The organism is Nautilia profundicola AmH (genome assembly GCF_000021725.1).
GTDB lineage: Bacteria > Campylobacterota > Campylobacteria > Campylobacterales > Nautiliaceae > Nautilia > Nautilia profundicola.
The window spans coordinates 1157005-1183130 of record NC_012115.1 but is presented as its reverse complement, the minus strand read 5'-3'; the positions used below and the strand labels follow the sequence as shown (position 1 = coordinate 1183130).

Below are 26126 nucleotides of genomic sequence, written 5' to 3'. Positions count from 1 at the left end.
ATGGAAAATTTAACGTTTCAACTGTTTGATTATTTTGATAAAATGCCTTTTATTGTGAGCTATATTGCAGGGCTTTTATCTTTTCTCTCACCATGCGTGCTACCGCTTGTACCGATATATTTTTTCTACATTACAGGAATTAGTGCAAAAGAACTTAAAGAAAAAGAACTGACAGGAAAAGAAAGAATAAAAATATTTATAAATTCAGCTCTTTTTATTGCTGGATTTGCTTCTGTGTTTATTTTAATAGGTGCCGCAAGTGCAAACCTAATAGGTAATATTTTTGCGTATAAATGGGTGAATGTTGTTTTGGCTTTAGTGATTATATTATTCGGTATTAATGTTGCAGGATTTATAAAATTTAACTTTTTACAGTATGAGAAAAGATTAAATCTTCAAAACGCGGGTGCGTTTTTGCTCGGGTTTTCATTTGCGTTCGGGTGGACGCCGTGTATTGGTCCGATATTTGGAACAATAATAGGTATGGCAGCAACGGAACCTGCAAAAGCTCTTTCAATGATGGTGCTTTATACTTTAGGACTTGCCACACCGTTTATTTTAATGGCGCTGTTTACAGTTTGGAGTATGAAACTAATAGACAAAATGAAAAATTACATGGGAATCATTGAAAAAATTTCAGGTTTTTTATTAATAAGTGTAGGTGTTTATATACTTTATAAAGCAGTAATATAAATAAAAAGTGATTTTATATCAGTAATAATGAATTCTGATATAAAAAAATCTTATAAAAAATGTCAAATTTTTGTAAATATTTACATTTAAAGTATAATACCGTGTTAAAAAAGATAAGGAGCGAATATGAAAAAACTTTTAGCAGTAGCGGCAGTAGCTGGATTTGCATTTGCAGGTAATTTTAACTGTGCAATGTGTCATAATGGCGGAATGGCTGTAAAATTAGACACAATGACTCCAGCAGAAATTGTTAAAAAAACAAAAGAATTCAAAGCTGGAAAAGGTAATCCTATGATGGTTAATGCCGTTAAAAATATGAGTGATGCTGATATTGAAGCGGCAGCTAAAGAATTCGGAAAAAAATAATTTAGCAGATTAATTAAAGCTCCCAATTTTTGGGAGTTGATTTAGATTAGTGACAGACACTAAGTCTGATTTATGTTTTTTATTTAACTATTCACGAAAAAAAGATTATATTGTACAAATAGTTATGTTTTATTAATAGCGGCAGGAGTTATTTTGTGTAAGGACAAATTAAGAGTTATATATTTTGGTGCGAAATCAAGCGTAAACAAAATGAGCAATATGTTATTTAAAGATAATAAAACTTTGAATATTAAAAGTTTTTTATTCTTATGTTTTAATGTAACAAGGAAGCTGCTTTTGGTGACAGACACTATAATGTGTAAATAAAAAACTCCCGAAAGGGAGAGGAGATATTACTCGTGAGTAACAACTGGCATTGGAACTTCGTTTGCCAATGCTTTTTTAGGGTCTCCGTATTTTTTAAGCATTTTCATTCTGTAATCATAGATATCTTTCATTTCTCTGATATCTTGCATTACTTGGAATACACCATGCCAGTGAGCATAGTCAGGTGATCCCATAGCTGCACCGTGTCTAAATCTTCTACCTTCATGATGCCATAGGTAGTAGTATAGTTTGAAGAATGGATCGCTCCATACGTCAGATTTCATTAGACCTTTAGCTTTAAGATCTTTTAACATTTTAGTTGCAAAAGATTTGTATTGGTTGTAAACAGTTACAGCCGCATCAATTCTTTGGAAATAGTTGTTTGTAAATGTAGCTTCGTGACATACCATACAAACTTTTTTCATTTCAGCTCTTGCTGCTTCTGGACCTTGAGGGTTACCAGCTTTAGCGTTACCTCTGATTACAGTGTCAGGATTGATTTTTCCTCCACCTTTCCAGAATGCCCAACCAGCAGTTTCATATCCACCAGTTCTTAAGAAGCTTCCTGGTGCCCATAGGTTCCATTTAAGTCTAAGTGAAACGTTGTGAGTAGATTTTAATCCACCGATAGCTGCTTGGTGACAAGTGAAACATGTACCAGCTCTAACAGTTTTACCTGGGATTTGTTCACCAGTATCGAATTTGTAATCTTCTTCATTAGTTTCGAAAATGTGTCCGTGAACTGAAGATTCGAATACTTCTTTCATTGGATGGTCAGGTCCTAAGTGACAGTTTGTACATGCACCTGGTTGTCTTGCTTCAGCTGCAGAGAATTTATGTCTGCTGTGACAAGATAGACAGTTTGATACCCCACCATCTGGATATAGTGCTGCAATACCGTCGTTTGGCCAAGTAGTTGCATCTGGTCTACCGTTTTTATCAAGTTTGATAGTAGTACCGTGACACTGGATACAGATGTTAGCAACGTTTAAGTCTGCTACTCTTGGAGATTTTTCATTTGCTTGGAATACAGGACCATCAGTTCTGATACCTTTTTCCATTTTTTTACCGTTTACCATATATGACTGGTTAGCACCTTTTAAACTTTCATAATGATAAGAAAGTTTAGTCATTAGGTAACCGTGTTTGTTTTTAGGAGTTGCAAGCCACTGAGCCGCACCTCTTGCGTGTCCAGAGTTCATATATTCAGTAACTTCTTTTGCGTGACATTTAGCACAAGTTACAGAAGATACTGCAATTTGAACTGTCCAATTGCTTCCTTGCATTGGGTGTGCTTTGAAAGCAGTCGGATAATTTTTAGGAACAACGTGACATTCCACACATCCTACACCAACTTTTGCGTGTTTTGAATGTTGCCAGTCAGCTACGATACCAGGATCTTGAGCTTTGTGACACATTAAACATTGATCGTTTGTTACACCTTGAGGTTTGAAATTTTTAAGTTTTTTGTAATTTGGGTTTGAATCTAAGCTGTTTGCTGCAAATGCAAAGCTTGCAATCGCCGCTACGCTTAACCCAGCCGTAAGTGCTTTTTTCATTTTAGCTCCTTGAGATTTTTTTTCTCTTTAGTATTGTATGAAAAAAAAGTGTCTCAAAAGTGCCAATAGTTTTATATTTCATTAAATGTAAAAAAAAAGAAAATAGTATTTATATAATTATAGTAGTGTCGTTACTTTTAATTAAAATCTTTACTTAAAAACATGATCATTTGGTTGTTTTCTAAAACCATTAATATGATATAATTTCAACAAAAAGTCCGATATGAAGAAAAAGTTTATTGAAAAATTGAAAACCGGATTAACAAAAGAAGAGTTTTTAAAATATATTAGTGAATTATATCCAGATTTTAGTTTTGAAAATGCTGTAGATTTTTTAAAGTTTCAAGGTCTCCCATTAACTGTGCAGGATGACATTGTTATCTTAAAAACCGCTATTACACCTTATGATGAGTTTGAGTATTGTGTGGTGGATATAGAAGTAAACAATTCAAAACCTAATATCGGACAGGTTATAGAAATAGGTGCTGTAAAAATAAAAAATTTAAAAATTGTAGATACTTTTGAATTTTTGATTTATGCTAAAGATGTTCCGAAATATGTAGAAAGAGTAACAGGTATAAATCAGGAAATGCTGAAAAACGAAGCTTCTCAAAAAGAGATATTGAGAAAGTTCAGATTATTTTTAGGAGAGAGTGTTTTTGTGGCTCATGCCGCTGATTTTGATTATAATTTTTTAGCACATCAATTCGAAAAAGAAAATTTGGGTGAGATTTTAAATAGGTTTTTGTGTACTTTAACTCTTTCACAAAAAACTCTTGAAGCAGAGAGATATGGGCTTAAATATTTAATGGAAGAATTAAAACTTCCGGAAGAAACTCATCACAGAGCTTTAGGTGATGCAAAAACTACAGCGAGAATTTTCCTCATGTGTTTGGAAAATCTGCCGGATAATATAATTACTACTGAAGATTTAATAGAGTTTGCGGCTCCTACAAAAAACAAATGTAAGAAGAAAAAAAATAAAAATTAATATTCTTCATAATCTTTTTTAAAATCTTCATGAAATAACACAACTTGGTTTCTACCGTTTTCTTTTGCTTTATATAAGGCGATATCGGCATATTTTATGCATTCCCAACCCTGTTTACAATGTTCCGGAAACAGACTTATACCTATGCTTATGGTTTTTTGTATTACTGTGTTGTCCAGTTGAATTTTTGTATTTTCTATACTTGTTCTTATTTTTTCGGCAATATTAATCGCATCTTCATATGATTTAATATTTTGTAAAATTATTAAAAATTCTTCTCCGCCATATCTAATTACTATATCACTTTTTCTTACATTATTAATAAGTATATTTGCAAGTGTTTTTAATACTGTATCACCTGCTTTATGACCATAAGTATCGTTTACAGTTTTAAAATAATCCATATCAATCATTAAAAAAGCAAGTTTTTCATTTCTTCTTTGTGCGGCTGCTATCAGCATTGGTAATATGTTTTCAAGATGTCTTCTGTTGAATAAATTTGTCAAAGGATCTTTAATAGACTGATTGTGTAATAACTCTAATGTGTATTTAGCTTCAATAATGGCGGAAACTTCATTTAAATATGCTTTTATATACGGAAGGTTTTTATTTATATGTTTTTTTTCAGCCTCAGAATTAATATTTATTTTTAATATACCGGTAAAATTACCGCTTGCACTAAAAGGTATACAGATATATTCATTGTCGCAATAATGCATCGGACAAACTTTCGGGAATTCTTGAGAGTTTATAGTTTTTTTAAGTCTATAAGCTCTACACGCTTTAAAATTATCTAATATGTCACAACAAATATCTCCTTGTTTATATATTTCGAACGTAGTGTTTTCAGAATTGTCTATACCTATTAAAGAAAAATTATTAATTTTGAAATTGAGCAGTACATCGACAAGTCTGTTAAAAATTTCATCAGTTGTATTGTCTTCTTCAATCATGTTTTTAAATTTGAAAATATTTGCAAGTTGTTCTATAGTTTCTTTTGCATCATTTAACGGATCGTCTGAACGCTCTTTTTCAATTAGAGATGTGTATTTTTCTTCAATAACACCGAAGCTTTCTTTAAGCTTTTGTAAAAATATATTGAATGAATCCACGAATTCTTTTGCTTCACCTTTTAATTTCGTATCGATGTGTTGGTTGAAATTTCCGTTTAATATATTATTTGTAGACGTTTTTATTTTCTCTAAAATTTCCAAATAAGGGGTTAAAAAGTAATTAACAATTAAAATAATAATTATTAACGATACAATAGCGATAAATATAAGCTGCAGATATGTGTTTTGTAATTTTTTAAAGTAATTATCAGCTTCAAAAACTATTTTTAATGTTTGATTATCCGAAAATGGTAAAAGAGTTGTAAAAGTTTTGTGATTGTAATCTGATAAAATGGTTGTTTTTGATGATTTTTTATTTATAAATTCTATTTCTTTAATATGTTGTGATTTTTGAATTATTTTGATAAATCTGTCTTTATCTATCACTTCTTGAAGTAATTCTTTTAATAAATTGGCTTCGTTTTCAATTGTAGCATTTGAAAAATTTAAAAATGAATATCCAACTATCATTGTTCTTAATATTGTAGATATAATCATTATCAGGGCGATTATTAACAGAATCTTTTTTTTCATTCACAAAGCCTTTTTAAAATATCGTCAATTTTATTGCAAAAACCATTTTCTTTAGAAATAATAAACAAATCTCTGGCAATATTTTTTTGAGTAGAAATTTTAACATCTTCAACTCTAATATTGAAATCGTCCAAAACTTGCATAATTGTAGAAACTATTCCTTTTTTATCTTTGGTTTTTAATTTCATTGACGCATAATTCTGAGAATGATTACAATCTATTTCAAATTCTTCCGGTTTGAAAGTTACTTTGTGTTTTGTCTGTAAAACTTCTTTAAAAGCTTTTTCTATATATTGAGCAATTAAAGGCAGGTCAAATTCTTCAACACTTTGATTAAATTCAATTTTAAAATATTTTAAATTACCTATTTTGTATATTGATAAGTGATTTAATTTTAATTTGGCTAATTTGTCTAAAAACCAGCCTAATGAAAAATTAAGAGAATCGTCTTTTACGATGTGTACTACTAAATGTTTTTCGTTTTCGAACTTATATTTATATTTTTCCGTATCTTTTATCCATTCTAATATATTTAAAATTTCATTAATAGAGTTTTGCAAAAAGAGCTGATTAGACGGTGAAGCTAAAACTTTTTTCTGGAAAGTTTTTGGTAGTGCTTTAAATTCTTCTTTTGATGAAAGAAGTTTTTCTTTTCTTTTTCTTAATGCTATTTCACTTATAAGTTCTTTGTTTTCAAGTGCATTTAACGTATTGAAATATAAAGTTTTTAAAAGAGATGCTTTAAACGGAGTAAATATACCGACACCCACCGCTTTGATATCAGCAATTGTCAATAAGTAGAGAAGTTTTAAAAATCTTTGATTTTGAACAATTTCGGCAAACGAGAGTATAACTTTATCATTATGTATATCTTCCCTTTGAGCGATATTAGACATTAATGTATGGTGTCTTATAAGTTTTGAAATGGTTTCAGAGTCCGGTATACCAAACTCTTCAGCATACTCTTTGGCAATTTTTGCTCCGACGATCGAGTGGTCTTCTATTCTTCCTTTTCCCAAATCATGAAATAGAGCCGTAAACCTTAAAATTGCTTTATCGTTTTCGTTTAAATTTTTAAATTCTTCCAGACTTTCGATTTCTTTTACCGTGTATAAAGAGTGAATATCAACCGGATACTGGTGATATCCGTCAAATTGTGCAAGATATTTTATTTTTTCAAATGCCGGAATTATACTTTCAATTTTTTTGGATTTATATAGTGCGAAAAGAAGAGGATATAATCCGTTTTTATAAAAAAGTTCTTTTTTTAATTTTTTTGTGATTAAATATTTTTTTTCTTTAAGATTGGAAACCACTGAAACATCATGTTTTTTAAATTCTATTTCGATTAAAGATTTAATTAGATCTTTAAAATTTTCTTTATTAGAAAATCTGGTGTATATTGTCTGTTCACATATGTAGTAATCTTTTTTCACACGTTTATTTTTCATTTGAGTATATGAATGTTTGTATAGGTACGGTTTAATTATTTTTTTAATCACAATTGAGGTAAACGTATTTACGCTCCATAAAGCTTTTAACAGGTCTTTAATGAATTTTCTTTCTGCGGTAATTCTCGGAGAATCAACATAACCCATATTAAGAGCGATTTCTCTTTGATAAGCGAGTAATACTTTATCGATTTTTTTCTTTGCAGCAAGATGTAAATATACTCTTACCTTAAATAAAAATTCAAGAGAGCTTCGATATTCTCTGAAATCTTCTTCGCTTGCGTATTTTGGAATTAAATATGCGTTATTCGGATAATTGAATATAACTTTATTTATCCAAAGTAACGTGTTAGAATCTCTTATTCCGCCAAATCCGTCTTTTATGTTCGGTTCCATTGAAATAGGATACTTTTTATGACGTTCAAGCATTTCGTTATATTTCGCGAGAATATATTCTTTTTTATTGTGGTTTCTGATTTTATTTAATTCATTTTGTATTTCATACCATAGGAATTTGCTTCCGAAAATAAATCTGCTCTCAAGCATTGCAGTTTTAATTGTAATATCTTCGTTACTTGCGGGAAACAAATCATTTAATTCGTGTACCCTGTGTCCTATTTTAAGACCAAGGTCCCATAACATAGTAATGTAATTTTCTATTATTTCTTTTAAATTGTATCCTTTTATATTTTTGTATACAATCATAATATCAATATCAGAATATATAGAAAGCTGTTCTCTTCCATATGAGCCAAGAGCAATTATAGAAATTGGTATATTATTAAACGGAGGTTGAAATTCTTGAAACGTTTTTTTTAAAATATATTTATAAATCAGCGTAACGAATTCATCCATTTTTTTTGTGTGTTTCACAAAAAAATCTTTACCGCCTTCTACTTTTATGCTGTTAAGATATTCTTTTATTTCTTTTTTAATAGCTTTTGCTATTTCCAAATCGTTTTCGGAGCTGTAAATGATTTGTTGTAGTTGCATTTTCTCTCCTTTTATGATATTTTAACAAAAAAGTAGTGAAGAGTAATGGACATAATGAAGGGAAAAAATGGATAAATTAATACAAAAATTGGAAAACAATATAGAGTTTACTTTAGATGAAGCAAATAAATTATATGATTTGGATTTATCTGTTTTAGGAAAAGCTGCGCAAAAAATAAGATTGGATAAATTCGGAAAAAAAACATATTTTAATATTAACAGACATATTAATCCGAGTAATATATGTAAAGACGTATGTAAATTTTGCGCTTTTTCAGCACATAGGAAAAACCCGAATCCATATACGTTGAGTGTGGAAGAATGTGTTCAGATAGCAAAAAATGCTTATGAAAAAGGAGCTAAAGAAGTACATGTGGTGTCGGCTCACAATCCTGAAGTAGGGTATGAGTATTATATGAATATTGTAAAATCTATAAAACAAGAACTTCCTGATATTCATGTAAAAGCGTTTACAGCTGCAGAAGTTAATTTTTTCAGTGAGCTTAGCGGAAAATCTCATAAAGAAGTTTTGGAAGATATGGCGAATTCAGGTGTTGACTCGATGCCCGGGGGTGGCGCTGAAATTTTTGATGAACAAATAAGAAACAAAATATGCAAAGGGAAAGTAAGTAGTGATGACTGGCTAAAAATTCATGAAATTTGGCATACAATGGGTAAAAAATCTAATGTTACAATGCTTTTTGGTCATATAGAAGACAGAATACACAGAATTGATCATATAATGAGAATAAAAAAACTTCAGGATAAAACAGGCGGGTTTAATGCTTTTATCCCTCTTGTATATCAAAGAAAAAATAACTATTTGAATGTTTCTAAGTTTCTGACCGGAACGGAGATTTTAAAAACAATCGCCATAAGTAGAATTTTGTTACAAAATATTCCGAATATAAAAGCATATTGGGTGACCACCACATTAAATCTTTCTCTTGTTGCTCAAGAATACGGTGCGAATGATATTGATGGAACTATTGAAAAAGAATCAATAAACTCAGCTGCTGGTGCGGCATCTTCAAACGGTTTGAATTTAAATGATTTAGTGGAATTGATAAAAGATAGCGGGTTTATCCCTGTAGAAAGGGATAGTTTATATAATGAGATTAAGGTTTATTAAATAATCTTTCTATTGTTTCTAAAAGTTCAATTGCTGAAACCGGCTTAATAATTACATCATCTGCGCCGAGATCTTTGGCTTCCATTTTTTTACTATCATCCGTTGTTAAAATTACAATAGGTAAATTAATATAAGCCGGTTTTGTTTTTATTTCTTTTAAAAATTCAATACCGTCCATAACAGGCATAACAATGTCCAATAAAATTAAATCAACATCATTATTTTCCAAAGCGGTAAACGCTTCTACCCCGTTGCCTGCTTCAATAGCTTCAAATCCTTTTTTAGAAAGGATTTTCACTATTAATTTTCTATTGATCGGATCATCATCTACAACAAGTACTTTTTTATTCGACATTTTTTTTATCCTTTAATTACGTTTTGTATTGTTTCAGGTTTTAAGTCAGTAATTGTGACATCTGCTTCTTCTATTACTTCATCACCTAATACGATAATTTTTTTAGGTTCTAATTTTTTAAGTGATTTGATTAAGAATCTTACGTCGTCTCTTTCACTAAAGTTTTCATCAATCATAATAATAGAATGTCTGTGTTTGCTTAGTGCTTTTGTCAACTCTTCTAAATTTTCAACAATAATTATATCATTTATTATATGACTAATGTAGCTTGATAAGAACGGGCTTGTCGTTGCTAAAATAATAGATTGTTCTTTTGCCTCTTCCATTTCCGGTTTTACATTGTTTTCAGTAACTGTTTGAGGAGAACTTTCTTTGTGGGTGTGTTCTTCGGCATGTGTTTCATAATGTTTGCTGAAATCACCGTGAGCAACTCTTTCAAGAATTTTTAACAAGGCGTCTTTTTCGATTGGTTTTGAAATGTACTCATCCATACCTGAGCCTAAAAATCTTTCTCTGTCTCCTTTTAAAACGTTTGCGGTTACGGCAATGATAGGAGTGTGAGGTATTTCTTCTTCTTGCTCAAATTCTAAAATTTCCTGTGTGGCCTCCAAACCGTCCATAACTGGCATTTGAACGTCCATAAATATTACATCGTATTTATCCGGGTTTATTGTGTATTTATTAAATGCTTCAAGACCGTTGTTTGCCAAATCACTTTCTATACCAAGTGATTTAAGTGTTGTTTGAAGTAGTTTCTGATTAATCGGATTGTCTTCCGCAATTAAAGCTTTAAGTGAATAAATGTCTTTATGTTGAGGTTTTTCTTCTGCTTTAGCAGTTGTTTCAACTTTGTATTCGTTTAGAGATTCTAATGCTTTAAATACTTTAGAAGGAATATTAGGATCGAATATTACAGCATCATAATCCAATTTGTTTATTTCTTCTTTTTTAGAATATGAAGCAACAAATATCTTAGGAATATTAATTTTACTGATCTCTTCAATTATTTTTTTATCGCTTTCTTCATAGAAAATCATTACACCATCGAATTTTTCTCTGCTTTTTAATGTTGTTAATTCTTCAGCTGTATTAAAGCCTACTTTTTCAGTTCCAAAATAGTTCAAATATTCTAAAGTGGTTTCTTTTCTTAATGTTTCAGTAATTGTATTTAAAACAGCGATTTCTTTATTTGCAAATATGTCTTTAGCGTATTTAGGTTTAGGATCGACAATATCAAACATTAAGTTAAAATAGAATTTAGTTCCTTTATTTAATTCACTCTCAAGATATATTTTCCCACCCATCATTTCAATATACGATTTAACGATTGTAAGTCCAAGACCTGTACCACCGTATTTTCTTGTAACTGATTCATCAGCCTGAGAAAAGGCTTCAAATATTTTTTCTTTTTGTTCTTCACTCATTCCTATACCGCTGTCTCTTACCTCAAAATATATTTTAGCTTTATTGTCTATAATTTTTTCAAGTTGTATTTTTACATGAATATGACCGTTGTTCGGTGTAAACTTAATAGCGTTACTTAAAAGGTTTGTAAGTATTTCTTTGATTTTTAAAATATCACCTTTAATGATTGAAGGAATGTTTGGTGATATTTGCGTTGTAAGTTCGATATTTTTTTGTGCAGCAGGCGTACCGAAAAGTTCAATTGTGTTTTCGAATTCATCAACAGCTTTAAAGTCGATAAGCTCAAGTGAAACTTTGTTACTTTCGATTTTGGAAACGTCTAAGATGTTATTAACGATTTGTAAAAGGTTTTTTGCACTTTGTGCGATAGTATTTACGTAATCTAACTGTTCTTCTGTTAAATCAGTTGTGTTTAATAACTCCAAGAATCCTAAAATACCGTTAAGAGGAGTTCTGATCTCATGTGACATGTTTGCAAGGAATAATGATTTTGCTTTTGTAGCCTCTTCAGCCTTTCTGACGGATTCTTGTGTAACTTTAATTGCTTCATCCACGATTTTAAGTGCTTCGTCCATACCTTGAGGCGTTGTAATGTCGATTTGAACTTCTTTACCTGTAATAGGCGTAAGAGATGTAAGAAGGTTTGAAAGTGATTTAATATGTCTAAGAATTGCTCTATGTAAATAGAAACCGATGATTAACATCAAAATACCGATAATAAAGATAACTATGTTGATATTTCTTGTTTTAATTGCCTGAGCAACGATTTCATTTAGTTTTTTAGTAATGTCAGAGTCAAGGTGGTCAACTGTTCTTTTGAAAAATGCGATTCTTTTTGTAAAGATATTAAAGTAATCCAATGCGTCTATCGGATAACCGTTGAATTCACCTGTAATATAATACTCTTGGTTTGCTTGTTGTAAATAATAAATAATTTCTTTTATCTGTTTTTCTGTTTTCTTGAAAGCGTCACTTTTATATACACTGCTTGCAACTTTGTGTTTTAAAACTTCCGTTAATAAGATGTTTGAGTCATGATAATATTTTAAAAGAATGTTTTTATATTCGTTTTCACTAATTGGTTCATCCGCAGTAATATAATATGAACCGAACCCCCTAATAATACCAGTGTAGTCAACCATCCTTTCAAACTGGAATTTCAAAATATAAAACGGTTTTAATTCTACCGGGAATCTTTTAAGGATTTTAGCTTCGGTATTCATTAACTCCGTTGAAAGCTTTGTATAATAAGTAAAGAATTCATTTTTTATGTAGTTATCTTTGAATGTATCAATGTTTCTTCTTACTTCAGGAAGCTTATTGATTAAAGAAATAATATTTTTTGTTTCATTATAAAATTCAGGGTTTTCTTTAATAAATGTTTTAAAGTATCTAATGGCATTGTTCATCAAAACTCTTTTACTCATAAGTAACTGTTTTGAGTTTGGAAACTCTCCTTTTGATACCGAGTAAATCGAGCTTGTACCCCTCTCTTGTCCAAGATAAACAAGCATACTTTCAATTCTTTTTGCAAGTTCAAGATATTTTAAACTTTTTTGAGTGGTTACGTATTTTTGATAACTGTTGTATAAAAAATATCCACTAAATGTGATTAGAACTAAAGATGGAATCCATATGGCTATTGCCAATAGTTTGGTTAACGACATTTTCATTGTTTAAGCTCCTTAAAATTAATTTTATCGCATTTTACGTTCAGTTTAGCAAGTGTTCTTTTGGCTTTTTTATTACCCAACTGTGCTGCACCGCATAAAAGTTCAATTGCTTTTCTTTCATTTTTTTCAACACCCCAACCCTTTAAATACATATTTCCAAGTAAATTAAACGCATTAGCCGAGGGTTTGTTATTGTCTATCGAAGTGTTTACAAGTTGTTTTAAGTAACTGTAAGCCTCGATGAAATACCTATCCGCTTTTTGTGGATCTGTTTTGATTATTCTTTTTGCTTTTTGAATATTTTTATATGCGTCAAAATATAAATTTTGAGCAAATACCGCTGTTATAATAAAGAAAATGAAAAATAGTTTTTTCATTACATTCCTTTTATAATTTGTTGTAAGTCTTCAATTGAATTGATTTTTGTATTTAATAGTTTTTCAATATATTTTTTATCTTTTTGGAACTGTGCTTCGTTTTGTGTACTTAGATAAGTTTGGATAGTTTTTAAAATAATGTCTTCAATATATTTATCAGGTTTAGCTGCAGTCTGTTCTTTTTCTTCTTCTTTTTTTGTTTCTTCAGCTAAATTGATAGCTTCGTTTTCTATTAATTTGTAGAAATCGTCTGTTATTTTTTTAATTTTTTCAATATCTTCTTTACTTTTTGATAATTCATCTAATTTTTTAAGTACAAGAGCTATTTTTGATAGTCTTAGATTTAATGCCGCACCTTTTAGTTTATGATAACTTTCATGCAGTTTGTTATAGTCTTTTTTATTTATGTATTTATAAATTGCTGATTTTTCGTCTTTAAATTGATCGATTAGTTGATCATGCCATTCTACCAATTCTTTATAATCAATTCCTAATTCTTCCGAAGCTTTTTTAAGCTCTTCAATAGTCGCCTTGTTGAACTCTTCTTTATTCATACTTAAAATTTTTCTTATTTCTTCTAAATCATCCTCAAATGATATTTCTATAACCCCGGCTTCAGGAAGTTCTATTTCATTGAGTTCCGATTCTGTAGGTTCTTCAAACTCAATATGTTCTTCTTCAACTGCAATTAATTTTTCTTCCGGTTCTTTTTCTTCTTTTTCGACTTCTTCAATTTGTGGTTCTTCTTCTTGAATAATGCCAATATCAAGTGTCGGTTCTTCTTCTTCACTCTGAGGTATTACTAAAAAGTCTTCACTTTTTTCTTCACTTATTAAATTAATTTCCGGTTCGGCTAAACTCACTTCTTCTTTAGGGGCAAATTCAGGTTCTTTACTTATAGCTTCTTCATGTTCTTTAATAAGAGGAGCTTCACCAAAATCATGAGGCTGAAGGGACTCTTCTGAAGGATGAGCCGTTTCTTCACTTAAAGTTAAATCAAATATTTTTATGTTTTCGGTAGATAACAATTCTATTTCATTTACATTAAAATTTTTATCGTTAATTGTAATTGGTGTATTGTTTATTGAGGAAAGCTGTAAATTTAAAGTGTTTATAAATTCCGACACCGAAGATAAGTCTATGTTCAGAGTGTTTAGAAGTTTTTTTTCAATACCTGTAATTTGATTATCTTTTACAATAATTAGCATCATTCTTCCTTTTCTTTCAATTCTTTGTAAAGTTTTTCGTATTTTTCTTTGTCAGAATCGGAAACTGGTTTTCTTATGGAACTGTAACCGATTTTTACACCGTTTTCATCATAAATTGGTTCAATAAATGCTTCTACCCAGTAGTATTTACCGTCCTTTCTTAAATTTTTTATAAATCCTCTGAACGTTTCACCTTTTTCTATTGTGTTCCACATTTGTTTAAAAATAGATTTTGGCATGTCCGGATGTCTTATTATATTGTGAGGTTTTCCTATAAGTTCTTCTTTGGAGTATCCTGATAGTGTACAAAAAGGTTTATTCACAAATGTAATAATACCTTTTAAATCTGTTTTGCTTATAATTGATCTGTTAGCAACACCTGCATCTTCGAAGGTTACTTCTTCATCGATTGGATTAGGTCTCATTATCCACCTTTTGTCTGTGTTAAGAAAGTGATATTTTGCTATTTTAACTAAAATTTAGTAAAATGCAAATAAAAAAAGGGATTTTTATGAAGGTTTTATTAATAAAAGATGTAAAAGGTTTAGGAAAAGCTGGTGAGATAAAAAATGCAAAAGACGGATATGCAAGAAATTTTCTTATTCCTAAAGGTTTTGCAAAATTAGCGACAGATGACGTAATAAAAGAATGGCAAGAAGAACAAAAAAGAAAAGAAGAAGAGCTAAAAAAAGAGCTTGCCGAACTTAATGAACTAAAAGAAAAAATTGAAAGCGTAACACTACACATCAAGCACAAACTCGGAGCAAACGGGCAGCTATACGGAGCTATTACCAATAAAGAAGTTGCAGAGCATTTAAAAGAACATGGTATAGAAATTGATAAAAAACATATTGATATGAAACAGATTAAAACAGTAGGAGAGTATACTGTAGACGTTAAATTAGGTCACGGAATACATGCCAAATTAAAAATTGTTGTTGAAGGTGAATAATGCAGATTAATATGGAAGCCACTACCATACTTGGATATAAAAAAGACGGTGTTGCAGTTATTGGCGGTGACGGACAAGTAACATTTGGACATACTGTATTAAAAGGTAACGCAACCAAGATTAGAACATTATATAACGGTAAAGTATTAGCCGGTTTTGCAGGAAGTACTGCTGATGCGTTTATACTTTTTGATATGTTCGAAAAAAATCTTGAAAATAGAAAAGGAGATTTGGTCAAATCCGTAATTGATTTTGGTAAAGCTTGGAGACAGGATAAATATCTTAGACGTCTTGAAGCCATGATGATTGTACTTAATCAAAAACACATATTTATATTAAGTGGTAACGGAGACGTGGTTGAACCGGAGGACGGAGAACTTGCGGCAATAGGGAGTGGTGGGAATTATGCGATTTCTGCTGCAAGGGCTCTTGTGAAACATTCTAATTTATCTCCAGAAGAACTTGTAAAAGAGTCACTTCACATTGCTGCAGATTTATGCATATATACAAATCATAATATTAAAATTTTAAAATTGGAAAAGGAATAGAATGAGTATGACTCCTAAGCAGATAGTTGCGTATTTGGATGAATATATTGTTGGTCAGAAAGATGCCAAAAAAACAATAGCTATTGCACTTAGAAACAGACACAGAAGAATGCAACTTCCAAAAGAATGGCAAGATGACATTATGCCTAAAAATATTTTAATGATAGGGCCGACCGGAGTCGGGAAAACTGAAATAGCGAGACGTATGGCCAAAATGATGAAACTACCTTTTGTAAAAGTAGAAGCAAGTAAATATACTGAAGTAGGGTTTGTTGGGCGTGACGTTGAATCTATGATTAGAGATCTTGTTAATAACTCTATGAATTTAGTCAGAGCCGAAATGGAAGAAAATTCCAAAGAACAGATAGAAGAAAATGTAATAGAAGAAATTACAAAAAAACTTCTGCCTCCTCTTCCGAAAAACGCTCCTGAACAAAAACAGATAGAATATCAGCATTCTTTTGAAAAAATGAAAGAGCGTGTTAAAAAAGGTGAAGTAGACCATTTAAAAATAACAATCGAAATCGAAGAACTTCCTGAAGGAGATGACAATCTTCCTCCTGAAATGATAAAAGCTCAAGAAAGCATTGTAAAAATAATAGGTATTTTTAATAAGAACAAAGAAAAAAAAGAAGTAACAGTAAAAGAAGCTAAAGAGCTTTTAAGAAAAGAAGCCGCAGAAAAGGTTATCAGTAAAGAAGATTTGAAAAAAGAAGCTCTTAAAAGAGCTGAAAACGGAATTATTTTTATTGATGAAATAGATAAAATCGCCGCAACTGGAAATCAAAGACAGGATCCATCAAAAGAAGGTGTACAAAGAGACCTTCTTCCGATTGTGGAAGGATCAACTGTAAATACAAAATACGGATATGTCAATACGGATCATATTTTATTTATTGCGGCAGGTGCCTTTCATGTAAGTAAGCCAAGTGATTTAATTCCTGAACTTCAGGGAAGGTTTCCTTTGAGGGTTGAGCTGCAAAGCCTTGATGAAGAAGCTTTATATCAAATCTTAACAAGACCTAAACACTCTTTAATTAAACAGTATCAGAAATTATTAGAAGTAGAACAAGTTAATTTGATTTTTACTGAAGAGGCTTTAAGAGAAATTGCGAGATATGCATTTTTAGCTAATGAAAAAACAGAAGACATCGGAGCAAGACGTTTACATACTGTAATAGAGAAAGTTTTAGAAGATATTAATTTTGAAGCGGATGAGTATGCAGGAAAAGATTTTGTAATAGATGAAGCTTATGTTAAAAGTAAACTTGACGATATAGTAGAAAGCGAAGAAATTACTAAATACATATTATAAGAAAGGTTAATATGCCTAAAAGCGGATTTGTTGGTATACTTGGCAAACCTAATGCAGGGAAGTCGACATTATTAAATTGGTTGTTGGGAGAAAAAATAGCATTAGTTTCTCCTAAAGCCAATGCAAGCAGGAAAAGAGTAAACGCTATTGTAATGCACGGTGATGATCAAATAATTCTTTTGGATACTCCGGGACTTCACGAAAAAGAAAAACTTTTAAATAAATTTATGTTAAAAGAAGCTCTTAAAGCATTAAGTGATAGTGATCTTGTATTGTTTTTGGCGGATGTGAGAGATGATTTAAGTGGATATGAATGGTTTTTGGAACTTAATACTAAAAATATTCCACATATAGTCGTATTGACTAAAACCGATCTTGTGTCCGAAGAAGAAGTCAGAAAAAAAATAGAAGAATATAAAAAGTTAGGTAAAGCATTAGATGTAATACCTATTAGTGCCGTGGAAGGAAAAGGTAAAGACGAATTACTAAATGCAATTGTCAAATACTTGCCTGAACATCCTTATTATTATGATCCTGAAATTATTTCTACAGAACATATAAGAGATATATATAAAGAATTGATAAGAGAAGCATTGTTTGAAAAATTAGGCGACGAATTACCTTACGAAACTGATATTTTAATAGAAAAGTTAGAAGAATTTGACAATTTGGATAAAATATATGCTACAATTATTGTAGAGAGACATTCTCAAAAGGGAATGATTATCGGAAAACGTGGTAAAAAGATAAAAGAAATCGGTATATACGCGAGAAAGCTTTTAGAGCAATTCAGCGGAAAGAAGATATATTTGGAACTATATGTAAAAGTCGTGCCAGGATGGAGTAAAAACAAAAAAATGCTTGAAGAACTTGGATATGAGGTAGAATTATGAAAAAGCCAGAATTAAAAAAACTAAATGTAAATTTCAAACCGGGGTTTTTAAAAAAGTATGATTATAATATTGATGAAGTTATCGGTGTAAAAGGCCACGACAGGTTTATCTTATATACTAAGAAAAAACTTATCAGAATCTACAGAGGTTCTTTAAAATCTAAAGCACTTCTTTCAACATATATTCCTATTGAACATGCAATATTTTATAGTTTTGAAATTGAAAAAAACGTAATAGAAAAAGTAGACTTAGATCATTTTATAGAAACTAAAGTTTATGAAGAAGCCGGAGTTGACGAAACTGAAAAATATATCATAAGATATAAAATTATTGATTCGATGAAAGATGAAAAGATTGTAACTGTTGAGGTTATAATCGTTCCTGCCGGATTTATTGAGAATGGTTATAAAGAAATTATTGAAGAAACAGGTTATATCGATTATATTTCTTTTCCAGCATTCGCGTATAAAGCTCTTTATGATGAAAAAATTATTCAAAAAGCAAATGATTTATTTGTTGTGTTTTTATATGATAAAGTGTTTTTAACATTTTATAATGAAGGTGAATTACTAAGTATTGTAACTATTTCAGGTGGTCTTGATAAAGTATATGAAGCACTCGGTAAACTAAAAATCAAAAATTTTGATATTAGTGTGTTTGAGAAATTGTTAACTAAAAAAGGTGTCAATAATTTAAAATATTCAAATGTTGAAAAAGCAGTACTGGATATTATGCAAGATGAATTTTTATCATTAATAAATATTGTAAACTCTCAAATAGAAAAAGTAGGGTTAAAATATAACGTAAGTGATATTGACAGAATATATGTTACTTCAGAGTACGGAAATATTGAAGGTTTGCAGGACTATATTCAAAAAATCGTTGGTATTGATACTTTTGGATTCGAATTTTATGAAGAATACAATTTAGATAGACTTGCCGTTAATCCGTTCCTATTTTTAGGAATGTTAGAAGCGCACAATGCGTACAAGAACCAAAATCAAGAATATAACTTCTCTCTAAAATTAAGAAAACCTACATTCTTTTATAGACCGAGCGGTAGGCTGTTTTTAATTCTTACAGCCGCAATAGTTGGTATGGGTGCATATCCTGTGTATTTATATTTAAATGGTATGTCATACGAAACGGAAAATAAAAAGCTTCAATCAGAAGTTAAAAAATTAACGATTCAAAATGCAAAATTAAGTAATCAAATACGAGTGCTTAAAAATCAAGAAAAAAGCATCTTAAAAGAACGCGAAAAATATTCTAAAGACATTGCCTTTACTAAAAACTTCATTAAAAGCGTATATGAATTTAAATATTCTTATATTCCTAAATCAAGTGAACTTGTAGACATAACACTAATTATGAACAAAGACAAAGTGTATTTAAATCAGCTCAATTACGAAGACGGAGTTTTCCAACTGAACGTATTCTCGTTTAAAGACACTCAAATCCCTAATTTTATTGACGATTTAGTTAAGAAAGGTTTCCATGTTGAAACAGAGGGTGTCACATTTAAAGATAACAAATACAACGCCATTATTAGGATAAAAGAATGAAACTTATAACTCAAATTGACGAATATTTTTACGCAAAATCCGCAAAAGACACGGTAATGGTTTATGCAATGATTTTACTATTAATCGGCTTTGTTGTGTTTTATTTTTTATTACCACAAGCACAAAAATACAGAGATACGCAGTTAAATATCTATAACAGCACAAAAACACAATTACAAAACTTAAAAACAAAAAGAAATGTATTAAATGCACAAATAATTTCATTAAGAAAAAGAATTAAAAATTTAACTTTGGAAAAAATAGCGTTAAAAAAACAAAAAGATTTTTATGATGAATTGGCAAATTTATTAGATTTTGTTGAATTTAACCAATATAAATGGGGAGAATTTGTTAAAAATTTAGTATTTAACGCAAAAAAAGAAGGTTTAAAAGTTTTAGGTTTCACAAATCAAGTATTTAATGATGATAAAGGTTTGATTAATAAAAAAATGGAAATAAATTTAAAAGTTAACGGTGAATATAAAAACTTATTATATTTTATTTATCAATATGAGGATTTAAGAGACCTTCTTAGAATTGAAAATATTTCAATAAATAAAGATAAAAATTTTGAAGTAAAATTTACTTTGTATGGGTATGAAAAATGAAAAAGTTAGTAATATTAATCGGACTGTTAACACTAATGTTTGGTGAAGCAACAACACAAAAAGACATTTATTTGGAGTATACAAATAAAGTAATAAATTATGAATTCAACATAAAAAATTTAAGTAAAGTAAAAAGTCCGTTTTATGAACCGCCAAAATTTTTCCCTGGAACACCAAATGCTAAAAATGTTCAGATTAAAAAACGTGTTAAAATTACACTGTTATCTATTTTTGAAAATAAAGCGTATATAAAGGTTGAAGAATATTTAGGTGAACAGTTGGTTTCTGTAACTAAAAAATGGATAAGTTTAAACGACAAAATATATGATTGTAAATTATCAAAGTTAACTGATACAGATGCTGTATTTAAATGTAGTGATAAAACACTTTATAAAACAATAAACAAAAAAATACCTATGTTAAGGGATAAACAATGAAAAAGTTAGTATTAATTCTATTTATTGCATTATCGTTATTTGCAAATTGCGAAAACAAACTGTTTACATATTCAAACAGTATAAACACCGCTGATAGATTATCGATTCAAGAGTTTTTAGATCTTTTGGTTACACAAAAGTGTAATATCAATATTGTATTTGATGATAAAGAATCAAAAGACGCTGTTAAAAACAAAATGCCGTTTTTAAGAGTTAAAAACTATACACTAAACCAAGTTCTTGATTTGATTCTTTCAAAAAGAGGACTGTTTTATACTTTAAACGGAGATACTTTAGAAATAAGTTATTATAAAACGAAAACATATAAACTTGATTTTATTTCAAGTAATAGAGTGGGTGAAAGTAATCTTGACGCGACAGACAGTAAAGTAAAAAATGAGTATACTTTTGATTTCTGGGATAAAGTGCAAGATAATATTGAAACAATATTAAAAAATACTTCAGATGAATTTAAACCTCCGATTATTGATAAAACTGTAGGTTTAATTACAGTTACAGGAACAAAAAAACAAATAGATGCAATTGATAAATATATTAATACAATGCTTAATAGATTAACTAAAGAAGTTTTGATTGATGTAAAAATTTATACAGTAGAGCTTTCAAAATCACACAAAACCGGTATCGACTGGTCACAATTATCTATTCAATTAAATAGAACTGACGTGCCTTTAAGAGGTACATATATCGGTGGTGCTCAGTCAGTATTCAGCGATGCAACATTTAGTGTAGTCGGTTTATTAAACTTCTTAGCACAAAACGGTAATGTAAATTCATTGTCTAATCCGAAAGTGGTGACTTTAAATAATCAAAAAGCCATTATAAGTGTAGGTGATACTATTTATTATAAATATGCTTCAAAAGTTACAACAGATCAAAACGGAAATCCAAACACTGAATATACAATCGATTCTAAATTTGTAGGTGTGGTTTTAGATATTACTCCTCAAATTAGTGATAACGGTGATATTATTTTAAGTATTGCTCCGAGAATTAGCGCATTTAAAGATTTAACTCAATTAAGCAATACAACAAGAGATATGCCGCCTGATACAAAAGATAATACAATGCTAAGCGTAGTTAAATTAAAAGACAATCAAACATTAGTATTGGGTGGATTAATTACAAATGATAAAACATTACAGGTTAACGGTGTGCCTGTATTAAAAGAAATCCCTTTAATTAAATATCTATTCTCTTCAAGAGAAGAAGTTACATCAAGAAAAGAGTTAGTGTTTGTTATAACACCACACATAATTAATCTTAAAAAGAAAAAAACATTAAGGGATTTAGGCTTTGGCAAACTTCAGTAAGGCCAAAGAGGTCTTTAGAGACGTTGTTGATTTGAAGTTATATGTTCCGCTTTCAGCTGTAGAAAAAACAAAAAAAGATTTATTAAACGCATTGGATCAAAAAGAAAAAATGATTTTTGTCACAGGTGAAGCTGGAAGCGGAAAAAGCATGATTTTAAAATCGGTTTATAATCATTTAAAAGAAAAAAACAATGTTTTTTACATAGCGAACCCTTACTTAGAAATTAATACAATTCTTTCCATTTTAAAACAGTTAAGTTTAAACGATTATCAAATTTTTTTAATTGACGAAGCTCAATTATTATCAGAAGACACATTTGAAAATCTGCGTATATATGCTGATAAGGGTAATATAACAATCGTATTTGCAACCCATGATACCGATATAAAAAAACTTATGCAAAAAAAACATTTTCAAACAAGAATCAATTATATACTTAAGGTAAATAAAGCAAATCGTGAAGAGCTTGAAAATTTTATAAAAACTAAACTGTTAAAAGCTAATTTAATTGATGTTGCAGAAATGCTTAAACGAAAAAATTATAATCTTATTTATAAATACACAAAAGGTTCTTTAAGAGCAACAAATCAACTGATGTTTAAATTGTTTGATATTCTTGAATATTTTTATAATAAAAATCCTGATAAAGTGAATATAGACAAGCTTTCCAATAAATATATCGAAATGGCCTATATGGATTTTAAGGAATTCCATGCATAGATATGATGAACTTGAGAAATTATATTATAAAAACAAAATAAAAAAATATATTTTTTTAAGTGTTACAGTTTTAATATTAATTATTTTAGGCGTGTATAGCTATAAAATTCTTAATAATAAAAATAAAAAAGATAACACTCCTAAAATAAATGTCGATTTTAAAAAAATAACTGCAAATAATATTGATAGCAACAAATCTATAGAAAAAAATGTAAAAAAAATATCTAAAAAAGAAACAAAAAATGAAATAAAAGAGTATAATAAAAGTACAGTTACCCATACCGTTAAAAAAGAATTAGATCAGAATAAAACGAAAGTAAAAACGAATAATCAGACACCTAATTTGTCTTTTGTAGTGCCTAAGATTAAAGAAGATGATACGTTAAAACAAGAAAACAAACAAACGACACCACAAAAACCGGTACAAATAAAAAAAACATCATCTGTAAATAAAAAAACAGAAAATAAAACCGACAATATTAAGGTGATTCCGATTATAAAAGAAGAAAAAATTAATATTAATGAATTGGTGGCTTCTTTTAATAAAGAACCGAAATATGACACCGCAATGGTCATTTCAAAATATTACTTTGATAAAAATGATTATAAAAATGCAAAATTGTGGGCATTAAAGGCAAACAATATTGATCCTTCCAAATATGAAAGTTGGAAAATGTTTGCATTAATATTGCTTAAGAAAAATGATAAAATAAAAGCAAAAGAAGTTTTAAAAATCTATTTGAACGATTATGGTGAAAATGACGAAATATATAAATTACTAAGGAGTATAGATGAATGAGAAAATTTTAAATCAAATCAAATCACTGCCACCTCTACCAAAAAGTGTATTGGAAATACAAAGAATTACAAATGACCCGAACTCTTCAATTGCCGATTTGATTAAAATCGTTAAAGAAGACCCAATGTTGACAGCAAATTTATTAAAAGCTGCGAACTCTCCTTTATACGGATTTACCAGACAAATCAAAAATGTTGATCAGGCTGTATCATTGTTTGGAATGTCTACTGTTAAAGGGTTTGCTATTTCATTCGCAATCAGAAATTCGCTTAAATTTGATTTAAGTGCGTACGGTATAAATGAGACTAAATTTCACGATGTAGCTTCTCAAAGAAATGCTGTAGCAGTTAACTGGTTTAAAAAGGACAGAAATAAATTAGATATTTTAGCTACAAATTCATTTTTAATAGATTTGGGTGCGGTAGTAATATCTTTAATTTTAAATAACGACGGGAAAAGTGAAAGTTTCAAAAACAGACTGTTAAGCGGTGAAAATAGGGATGCGTTAGAAAAAGAATATATTGGGGCGACTACTGTAGAAGTAACGACTGAAATATTCAAACATTGGAATTTTAGCGATGATTTGATAGAATCAATGAGCCATATTGATAATCCTCAGGGTGATTATAAAGTCGAGAGTGCTGCATTGTTAGTATTAAAAACGTTGATTGATATGATCAAGCCATTTAATGACGAAAGTGTAAAAAAAGCGTTTGAATTAGCAGAAAATTACGGTTTAGATACGGAAGCATTACAATTAGCTGTTGATTTGATAAAAGGATAATATTGAAAGAATTTGCATATAAATTAGTACAAGGTATACCGTCTAAAGATATACCGAGAGACAAAAGAGACATAGTTAATGATTTAATAGCATTAAGAATAGTAACTGATTCAAAAATAATTAAATTAAAACCTAAATACAGAATAGGAAAAGTAGACGTAACAAAAAAAGGATTCGGTTTTTTAACTCCATTGGGAGTAAAAGAGAAAGATTACCTTATTGAAGCCGAGCATTTAAACGGTGCCGGAAGAGGGGATTTGGTAATTGCCGAAAAACTTTTTAATAAAAAAGGCAGACCTAAAGCAAAAGTTGTTTATATACTTGAAAAAGCATTTAGTGTAAGTGTAGTATATTTGACATTTGAATATAAAAATAATAAAAAAATCCCCGTCTTGAGAAATATTAAAACTGATCTTCAAACATATGTGGCAGAAAAGAAAAAGACATTAAAAAAACTTCCTGAAGGCGCAGTATTCAAAGTCGATAATTACACTAATAAAATTATTGATGTTTTGGGCGTTTTAGATGATCCTTGGGTTGACGAAAAAATATCTTTAGCTTTATATAACAAAAAAGAAGAATTTAGTAAAAAAGCCATAGCAGAAGCTGAAGCTTACGGGGATTATGTTGAAAAAGAGTTTTATCCAAACCGTGTAGATTTAACGGACTTGTCTTTTTGTACTATTGATCCTCCTACAGCAAAAGACCATGATGACGCAATATATTTTGATAAAGAAAAAAACGAACTTTATGTTGCAATTGCAGATGTAAGTGAATATGTTTATCTTAACGGAAATATAGATAAAGAAGCAAAAGAGAGAGGATTTAGTATCTATTTTCCACATAAATCCATACCTATGCTTCCAAGACAGTTAAGTGAAAATATTTGTTCGCTTAAAGAACAGGAAGACAGACTTGCATTTGTTTTTAAGATTAAGTTAAATAACAAAAACGAAGTTGTAAAAGAAGAGCTTTTTGAAGCAATAATAAAGTCGAAAAGAAAATATTCTTATGATAGGGTAGATGAGTTTTTAGACGGCAGATTTGAAAACACAGACGAAACAGATAATGAAATACTTGAGTGGCTTATGCCTTTATGGGAAAAAGTAAAAAAAATCAGAACAAAACGTTTAAAAACCGGTCTTGATTTTAGTAGTGATGAAATAAAAATGACATTAAATGAACAAGGCTTAATAGAAAAAATTGAACTTGAAAAAGAAACACCTTCTCATAAACTTATAGAAGATTGTATGCTTTTAGCTAATAAAGCTGCAGCAAAAATGATTGACTTTGGGATTTTCAGGGTTCATGAAAAGCCGTCATCAAACAGTATAGACGAACTTTATGAGAGTTTGACAGCATTGGGAATTAATATTGATGTGGAAGAAAAAGATTTTGTAAAAGTTGTAAGAGATATACAAAAACAAGCAAAAATGATGGGAATAGAAAAAGAAGTTGACAAACTTATAATCCGCTCTCAGCAACAAGCAAGATATGATGCTAAGAATATCGGTCATTATGCATTAGGATTTGAAAAATATACACATTTTACGTCACCTATTAGAAGATATTCCGATTTAACTCTTCACAGACTTTTAAAATCAATAATACGAAATGATAAAAAACAGATGGAATTTATATTAAGAAACATTGAAGCTCTTGTCGTTAAAATAAGTGAACTTGAACGTGAGGCAATGAAAGTAGAATGGGACTTTTATGATAGAAAATATGCCAGATACGCAAAAGAGCATTTGAATGAAATTTATAAAGGTATTATTGAAGATACGGAAATACCGCCGATTGCTAAAATCACTGAAGATCTTTTACTCGGAGCAAGAGTGTTTTTAAAAGATAAGAAAAAATATAATCTATTCGAAAAAGTTGATATAGAAATAGTAAGTTCAAACATTGCAACGGCTAAAATCAAAGGTAAAGTTAAACAGCTTGAATTAGAAGAGTAAGCTTTTTACTCTT

Annotated in this window: 24 protein-coding genes; 16 read left to right on the top strand and 8 right to left on the bottom strand. The window is 29.7% G+C overall.

From position 1 onward, the window contains the following. Together NAMH_RS06325 and NAMH_RS06320 are read left to right on the top strand one after the other, a co-directional pair. The gene (locus NAMH_RS06325) at positions 1-693 is read left to right on the top strand and encodes a cytochrome c biogenesis CcdA family protein (protein WP_015902122.1); all 693 of its coding nucleotides are present in this window, start codon (positions 1-3) and stop codon (positions 691-693) included. A 126-nt stretch (positions 694-819) separates the two neighbouring features. Beyond that, complete coding sequence (locus NAMH_RS06320) at positions 820-1059, top strand: c-type cytochrome (RefSeq protein ID WP_012663883.1); 240 nt, start codon at positions 820-822, stop codon at positions 1057-1059. 353 nt (positions 1060-1412) lie between these two features. Here NAMH_RS06320 and NAMH_RS06315 read toward each other — a convergent pair whose 3' ends face one another. Continuing rightward, complete coding sequence (locus NAMH_RS06315; protein ID WP_015902282.1) at positions 1413-2945, bottom strand: multiheme c-type cytochrome; 1533 nt, start codon at positions 2943-2945, stop codon at positions 1413-1415. 223 nt (positions 2946-3168) lie between these two features. Between NAMH_RS06315 and NAMH_RS06310 the strand changes: the two genes are divergently transcribed. Next, on the top strand, positions 3169-3936 hold the full coding sequence (locus tag NAMH_RS06310) for a 3'-5' exonuclease (protein WP_015902482.1): 768 nt from the start codon (positions 3169-3171) through the stop codon (positions 3934-3936). Here NAMH_RS06310 and NAMH_RS06305 read toward each other — a convergent pair. Continuing rightward, entirely contained in the window at positions 3933-5582 is a 1650-nt protein-coding gene (locus tag NAMH_RS06305) for a sensor domain-containing diguanylate cyclase (RefSeq protein ID WP_012663605.1), read from the bottom strand. The genes NAMH_RS06310 and NAMH_RS06305 overlap by 4 nt on opposite strands. Beyond that, on the bottom strand, positions 5579-8026 hold the full coding sequence (locus NAMH_RS06300) for a [protein-PII] uridylyltransferase family protein (protein ID WP_015901914.1): 2448 nt from the start codon (positions 8024-8026) through the stop codon (positions 5579-5581). The genes NAMH_RS06305 and NAMH_RS06300 overlap by 4 nt, the downstream gene beginning before the upstream one ends. 67 nt (positions 8027-8093) lie before the next feature. Between NAMH_RS06300 and mqnE the strand changes: the two genes are divergently transcribed. Further along, complete coding sequence (gene mqnE, locus NAMH_RS06295) at positions 8094-9158, top strand: aminofutalosine synthase MqnE (RefSeq protein WP_015902101.1); 1065 nt, start codon at positions 8094-8096, stop codon at positions 9156-9158. Here the strand turns inward: mqnE and NAMH_RS06290 are convergent. Genes NAMH_RS06290 through NAMH_RS06270 form a run of 5 tightly spaced genes read right to left on the bottom strand, consistent with a single transcriptional unit; the run spans position 9145 to position 14621 of the window. Further along, positions 9145-9513, bottom strand: coding sequence for a response regulator (locus NAMH_RS06290; RefSeq protein ID WP_012663816.1), 369 nt, complete (start codon positions 9511-9513; stop codon positions 9145-9147). The two genes, mqnE and NAMH_RS06290, sit on opposite strands and share 14 nt — an antisense overlap. 5 nt (positions 9514-9518) lie before the next feature. Then, positions 9519-12611 carry an ATP-binding protein gene (locus tag NAMH_RS06285; RefSeq protein ID WP_012663636.1) on the bottom strand — a complete coding sequence of 1031 codons (3093 nt, stop codon included), beginning with the start codon at positions 12609-12611 and terminating at the stop codon, positions 9519-9521. Continuing rightward, entirely contained in the window at positions 12608-12988 is a 381-nt protein-coding gene (locus NAMH_RS06280; RefSeq protein ID WP_015902726.1) for an SEL1-like repeat protein, read from the bottom strand. The genes NAMH_RS06285 and NAMH_RS06280 overlap by 4 nt, the downstream gene beginning before the upstream one ends. Next, a complete protein-coding gene (locus NAMH_RS06275; RefSeq protein WP_015901986.1) occupies positions 12988-14196 on the bottom strand; it encodes a hypothetical protein in 1209 nt (402 codons plus the stop codon). Before NAMH_RS06275 ends, NAMH_RS06280 begins: the two co-directional genes overlap by 1 nt. Beyond that, a complete protein-coding gene (locus tag NAMH_RS06270; RefSeq protein WP_012663526.1) occupies positions 14196-14621 on the bottom strand; it encodes a PAS domain-containing protein in 426 nt (141 codons plus the stop codon). The genes NAMH_RS06275 and NAMH_RS06270 overlap by 1 nt, the downstream gene beginning before the upstream one ends. Before the next feature lie 86 nt (positions 14622-14707). Between NAMH_RS06270 and rplI the strand changes: the two genes are divergently transcribed. The 12 genes from rplI to NAMH_RS06210 are packed head-to-tail and all read left to right on the top strand — an operon-like array spanning position 14708 to position 26113. Further along, positions 14708-15148: a 50S ribosomal protein L9 gene (gene rplI / locus NAMH_RS06265; protein ID WP_012663706.1), complete on the top strand. Its 441-nt coding sequence runs from the start codon at positions 14708-14710 to the stop codon at positions 15146-15148. Next, positions 15148-15696 (top strand): ATP-dependent protease subunit HslV, encoded by a 549-nt coding sequence (gene hslV / locus NAMH_RS06260; RefSeq protein WP_015902203.1) that lies wholly within the window; start codon positions 15148-15150, stop codon positions 15694-15696. The genes rplI and hslV overlap by 1 nt, the downstream gene beginning before the upstream one ends. A 1-nt stretch (position 15697) precedes the next feature. Next, positions 15698-17011 carry an HslU--HslV peptidase ATPase subunit gene (gene hslU, locus NAMH_RS06255; protein WP_012663542.1) on the top strand — a complete coding sequence of 438 codons (1314 nt, stop codon included), beginning with the start codon at positions 15698-15700 and terminating at the stop codon, positions 17009-17011. A gap of 11 nt (positions 17012-17022) precedes the next feature. Continuing rightward, positions 17023-17904 carry a GTPase Era gene (gene era, locus NAMH_RS06250; RefSeq protein WP_015902197.1) on the top strand — a complete coding sequence of 294 codons (882 nt, stop codon included), beginning with the start codon at positions 17023-17025 and terminating at the stop codon, positions 17902-17904. After that, entirely contained in the window at positions 17901-19469 is a 1569-nt protein-coding gene (locus NAMH_RS06245) for a hypothetical protein (RefSeq protein ID WP_015901903.1), read from the top strand. The genes era and NAMH_RS06245 overlap by 4 nt, the downstream gene beginning before the upstream one ends. Then, positions 19466-20077 carry a hypothetical protein gene (locus tag NAMH_RS06240; protein WP_015902701.1) on the top strand — a complete coding sequence of 204 codons (612 nt, stop codon included), beginning with the start codon at positions 19466-19468 and terminating at the stop codon, positions 20075-20077. The genes NAMH_RS06245 and NAMH_RS06240 overlap by 4 nt, the downstream gene beginning before the upstream one ends. Beyond that, positions 20074-20514 carry a hypothetical protein gene (locus NAMH_RS06235; protein ID WP_015901771.1) on the top strand — a complete coding sequence of 147 codons (441 nt, stop codon included), beginning with the start codon at positions 20074-20076 and terminating at the stop codon, positions 20512-20514. The genes NAMH_RS06240 and NAMH_RS06235 overlap by 4 nt, the downstream gene beginning before the upstream one ends. Further along, entirely contained in the window at positions 20511-21848 is a 1338-nt protein-coding gene (locus NAMH_RS06230; protein WP_015902516.1) for a secretin and TonB N-terminal domain-containing protein, read from the top strand. Before NAMH_RS06235 ends, NAMH_RS06230 begins: the two co-directional genes overlap by 4 nt. Next, positions 21832-22569, top strand: a complete 738-nt coding sequence (locus tag NAMH_RS06225) for an ATPase, T2SS/T4P/T4SS family (protein WP_015901757.1) — start codon at positions 21832-21834, stop codon at positions 22567-22569. The genes NAMH_RS06230 and NAMH_RS06225 overlap by 17 nt, the downstream gene beginning before the upstream one ends. Further along, positions 22562-23368, top strand: coding sequence for a tetratricopeptide repeat protein (locus NAMH_RS06220; protein WP_015901931.1), 807 nt, complete (start codon positions 22562-22564; stop codon positions 23366-23368). The genes NAMH_RS06225 and NAMH_RS06220 overlap by 8 nt, the downstream gene beginning before the upstream one ends. Beyond that, positions 23361-24152: an HDOD domain-containing protein gene (locus NAMH_RS06215; protein WP_012663477.1), complete on the top strand. Its 792-nt coding sequence runs from the start codon at positions 23361-23363 to the stop codon at positions 24150-24152. The genes NAMH_RS06220 and NAMH_RS06215 overlap by 8 nt, the downstream gene beginning before the upstream one ends. Positions 24153-24154: 2 nt before the next feature. Beyond that, the gene (locus NAMH_RS06210; protein WP_012663965.1) at positions 24155-26113 is read left to right on the top strand and encodes a ribonuclease R family protein; all 1959 of its coding nucleotides are present in this window, start codon (positions 24155-24157) and stop codon (positions 26111-26113) included. Positions 26114-26126: the final 13 nt, after the last annotated feature.

Bases quoted from the DNA above. Each gene is read 5' to 3' on its own strand.
- NAMH_RS06325 (WP_015902122.1), top strand. From the start codon at position 1: ATGGAAAATTTAACGTTTCAACTGTTTGATTATTTTGATAAAATGCCT.
- NAMH_RS06320 (WP_012663883.1), top strand. From the start codon at position 820: ATGAAAAAACTTTTAGCAGTAGCGGCAGTAGCTGGATTTGCATTTGCA.
- NAMH_RS06315 (WP_015902282.1), bottom strand. From the start codon at position 2,945: ATGAAAAAAGCACTTACGGCTGGGTTAAGCGTAGCGGCGATTGCAAGC.
- NAMH_RS06310 (WP_015902482.1), top strand. From the start codon at position 3,169: ATGAAGAAAAAGTTTATTGAAAAATTGAAAACCGGATTAACAAAAGAA.
- NAMH_RS06305 (WP_012663605.1), bottom strand. From the start codon at position 5,582: ATGAAAAAAAAGATTCTGTTAATAATCGCCCTGATAATGATTATATCT.
- NAMH_RS06300 (WP_015901914.1), bottom strand. From the start codon at position 8,026: ATGCAACTACAACAAATCATTTACAGCTCCGAAAACGATTTGGAAATA.
- mqnE (WP_015902101.1), top strand. From the start codon at position 8,094: ATGGATAAATTAATACAAAAATTGGAAAACAATATAGAGTTTACTTTA.
- NAMH_RS06290 (WP_012663816.1), bottom strand. From the start codon at position 9,513: ATGTCGAATAAAAAAGTACTTGTTGTAGATGATGATCCGATCAATAGA.
- NAMH_RS06285 (WP_012663636.1), bottom strand. From the start codon at position 12,611: ATGAAAATGTCGTTAACCAAACTATTGGCAATAGCCATATGGATTCCA.
- NAMH_RS06280 (WP_015902726.1), bottom strand. From the start codon at position 12,988: ATGAAAAAACTATTTTTCATTTTCTTTATTATAACAGCGGTATTTGCT.
- NAMH_RS06275 (WP_015901986.1), bottom strand. From the start codon at position 14,196: ATGCTAATTATTGTAAAAGATAATCAAATTACAGGTATTGAAAAAAAA.
- NAMH_RS06270 (WP_012663526.1), bottom strand. From the start codon at position 14,621: ATGAGACCTAATCCAATCGATGAAGAAGTAACCTTCGAAGATGCAGGT.
- rplI (WP_012663706.1), top strand. From the start codon at position 14,708: ATGAAGGTTTTATTAATAAAAGATGTAAAAGGTTTAGGAAAAGCTGGT.
- hslV (WP_015902203.1), top strand. From the start codon at position 15,148: ATGCAGATTAATATGGAAGCCACTACCATACTTGGATATAAAAAAGAC.
- hslU (WP_012663542.1), top strand. From the start codon at position 15,698: ATGAGTATGACTCCTAAGCAGATAGTTGCGTATTTGGATGAATATATT.
- era (WP_015902197.1), top strand. From the start codon at position 17,023: ATGCCTAAAAGCGGATTTGTTGGTATACTTGGCAAACCTAATGCAGGG.
- NAMH_RS06245 (WP_015901903.1), top strand. From the start codon at position 17,901: ATGAAAAAGCCAGAATTAAAAAAACTAAATGTAAATTTCAAACCGGGG.
- NAMH_RS06240 (WP_015902701.1), top strand. From the start codon at position 19,466: ATGAAACTTATAACTCAAATTGACGAATATTTTTACGCAAAATCCGCA.
- NAMH_RS06235 (WP_015901771.1), top strand. From the start codon at position 20,074: ATGAAAAAGTTAGTAATATTAATCGGACTGTTAACACTAATGTTTGGT.
- NAMH_RS06230 (WP_015902516.1), top strand. From the start codon at position 20,511: ATGAAAAAGTTAGTATTAATTCTATTTATTGCATTATCGTTATTTGCA.
- NAMH_RS06220 (WP_015901931.1), top strand. From the start codon at position 22,562: ATGCATAGATATGATGAACTTGAGAAATTATATTATAAAAACAAAATA.
- NAMH_RS06215 (WP_012663477.1), top strand. From the start codon at position 23,361: ATGAATGAGAAAATTTTAAATCAAATCAAATCACTGCCACCTCTACCA.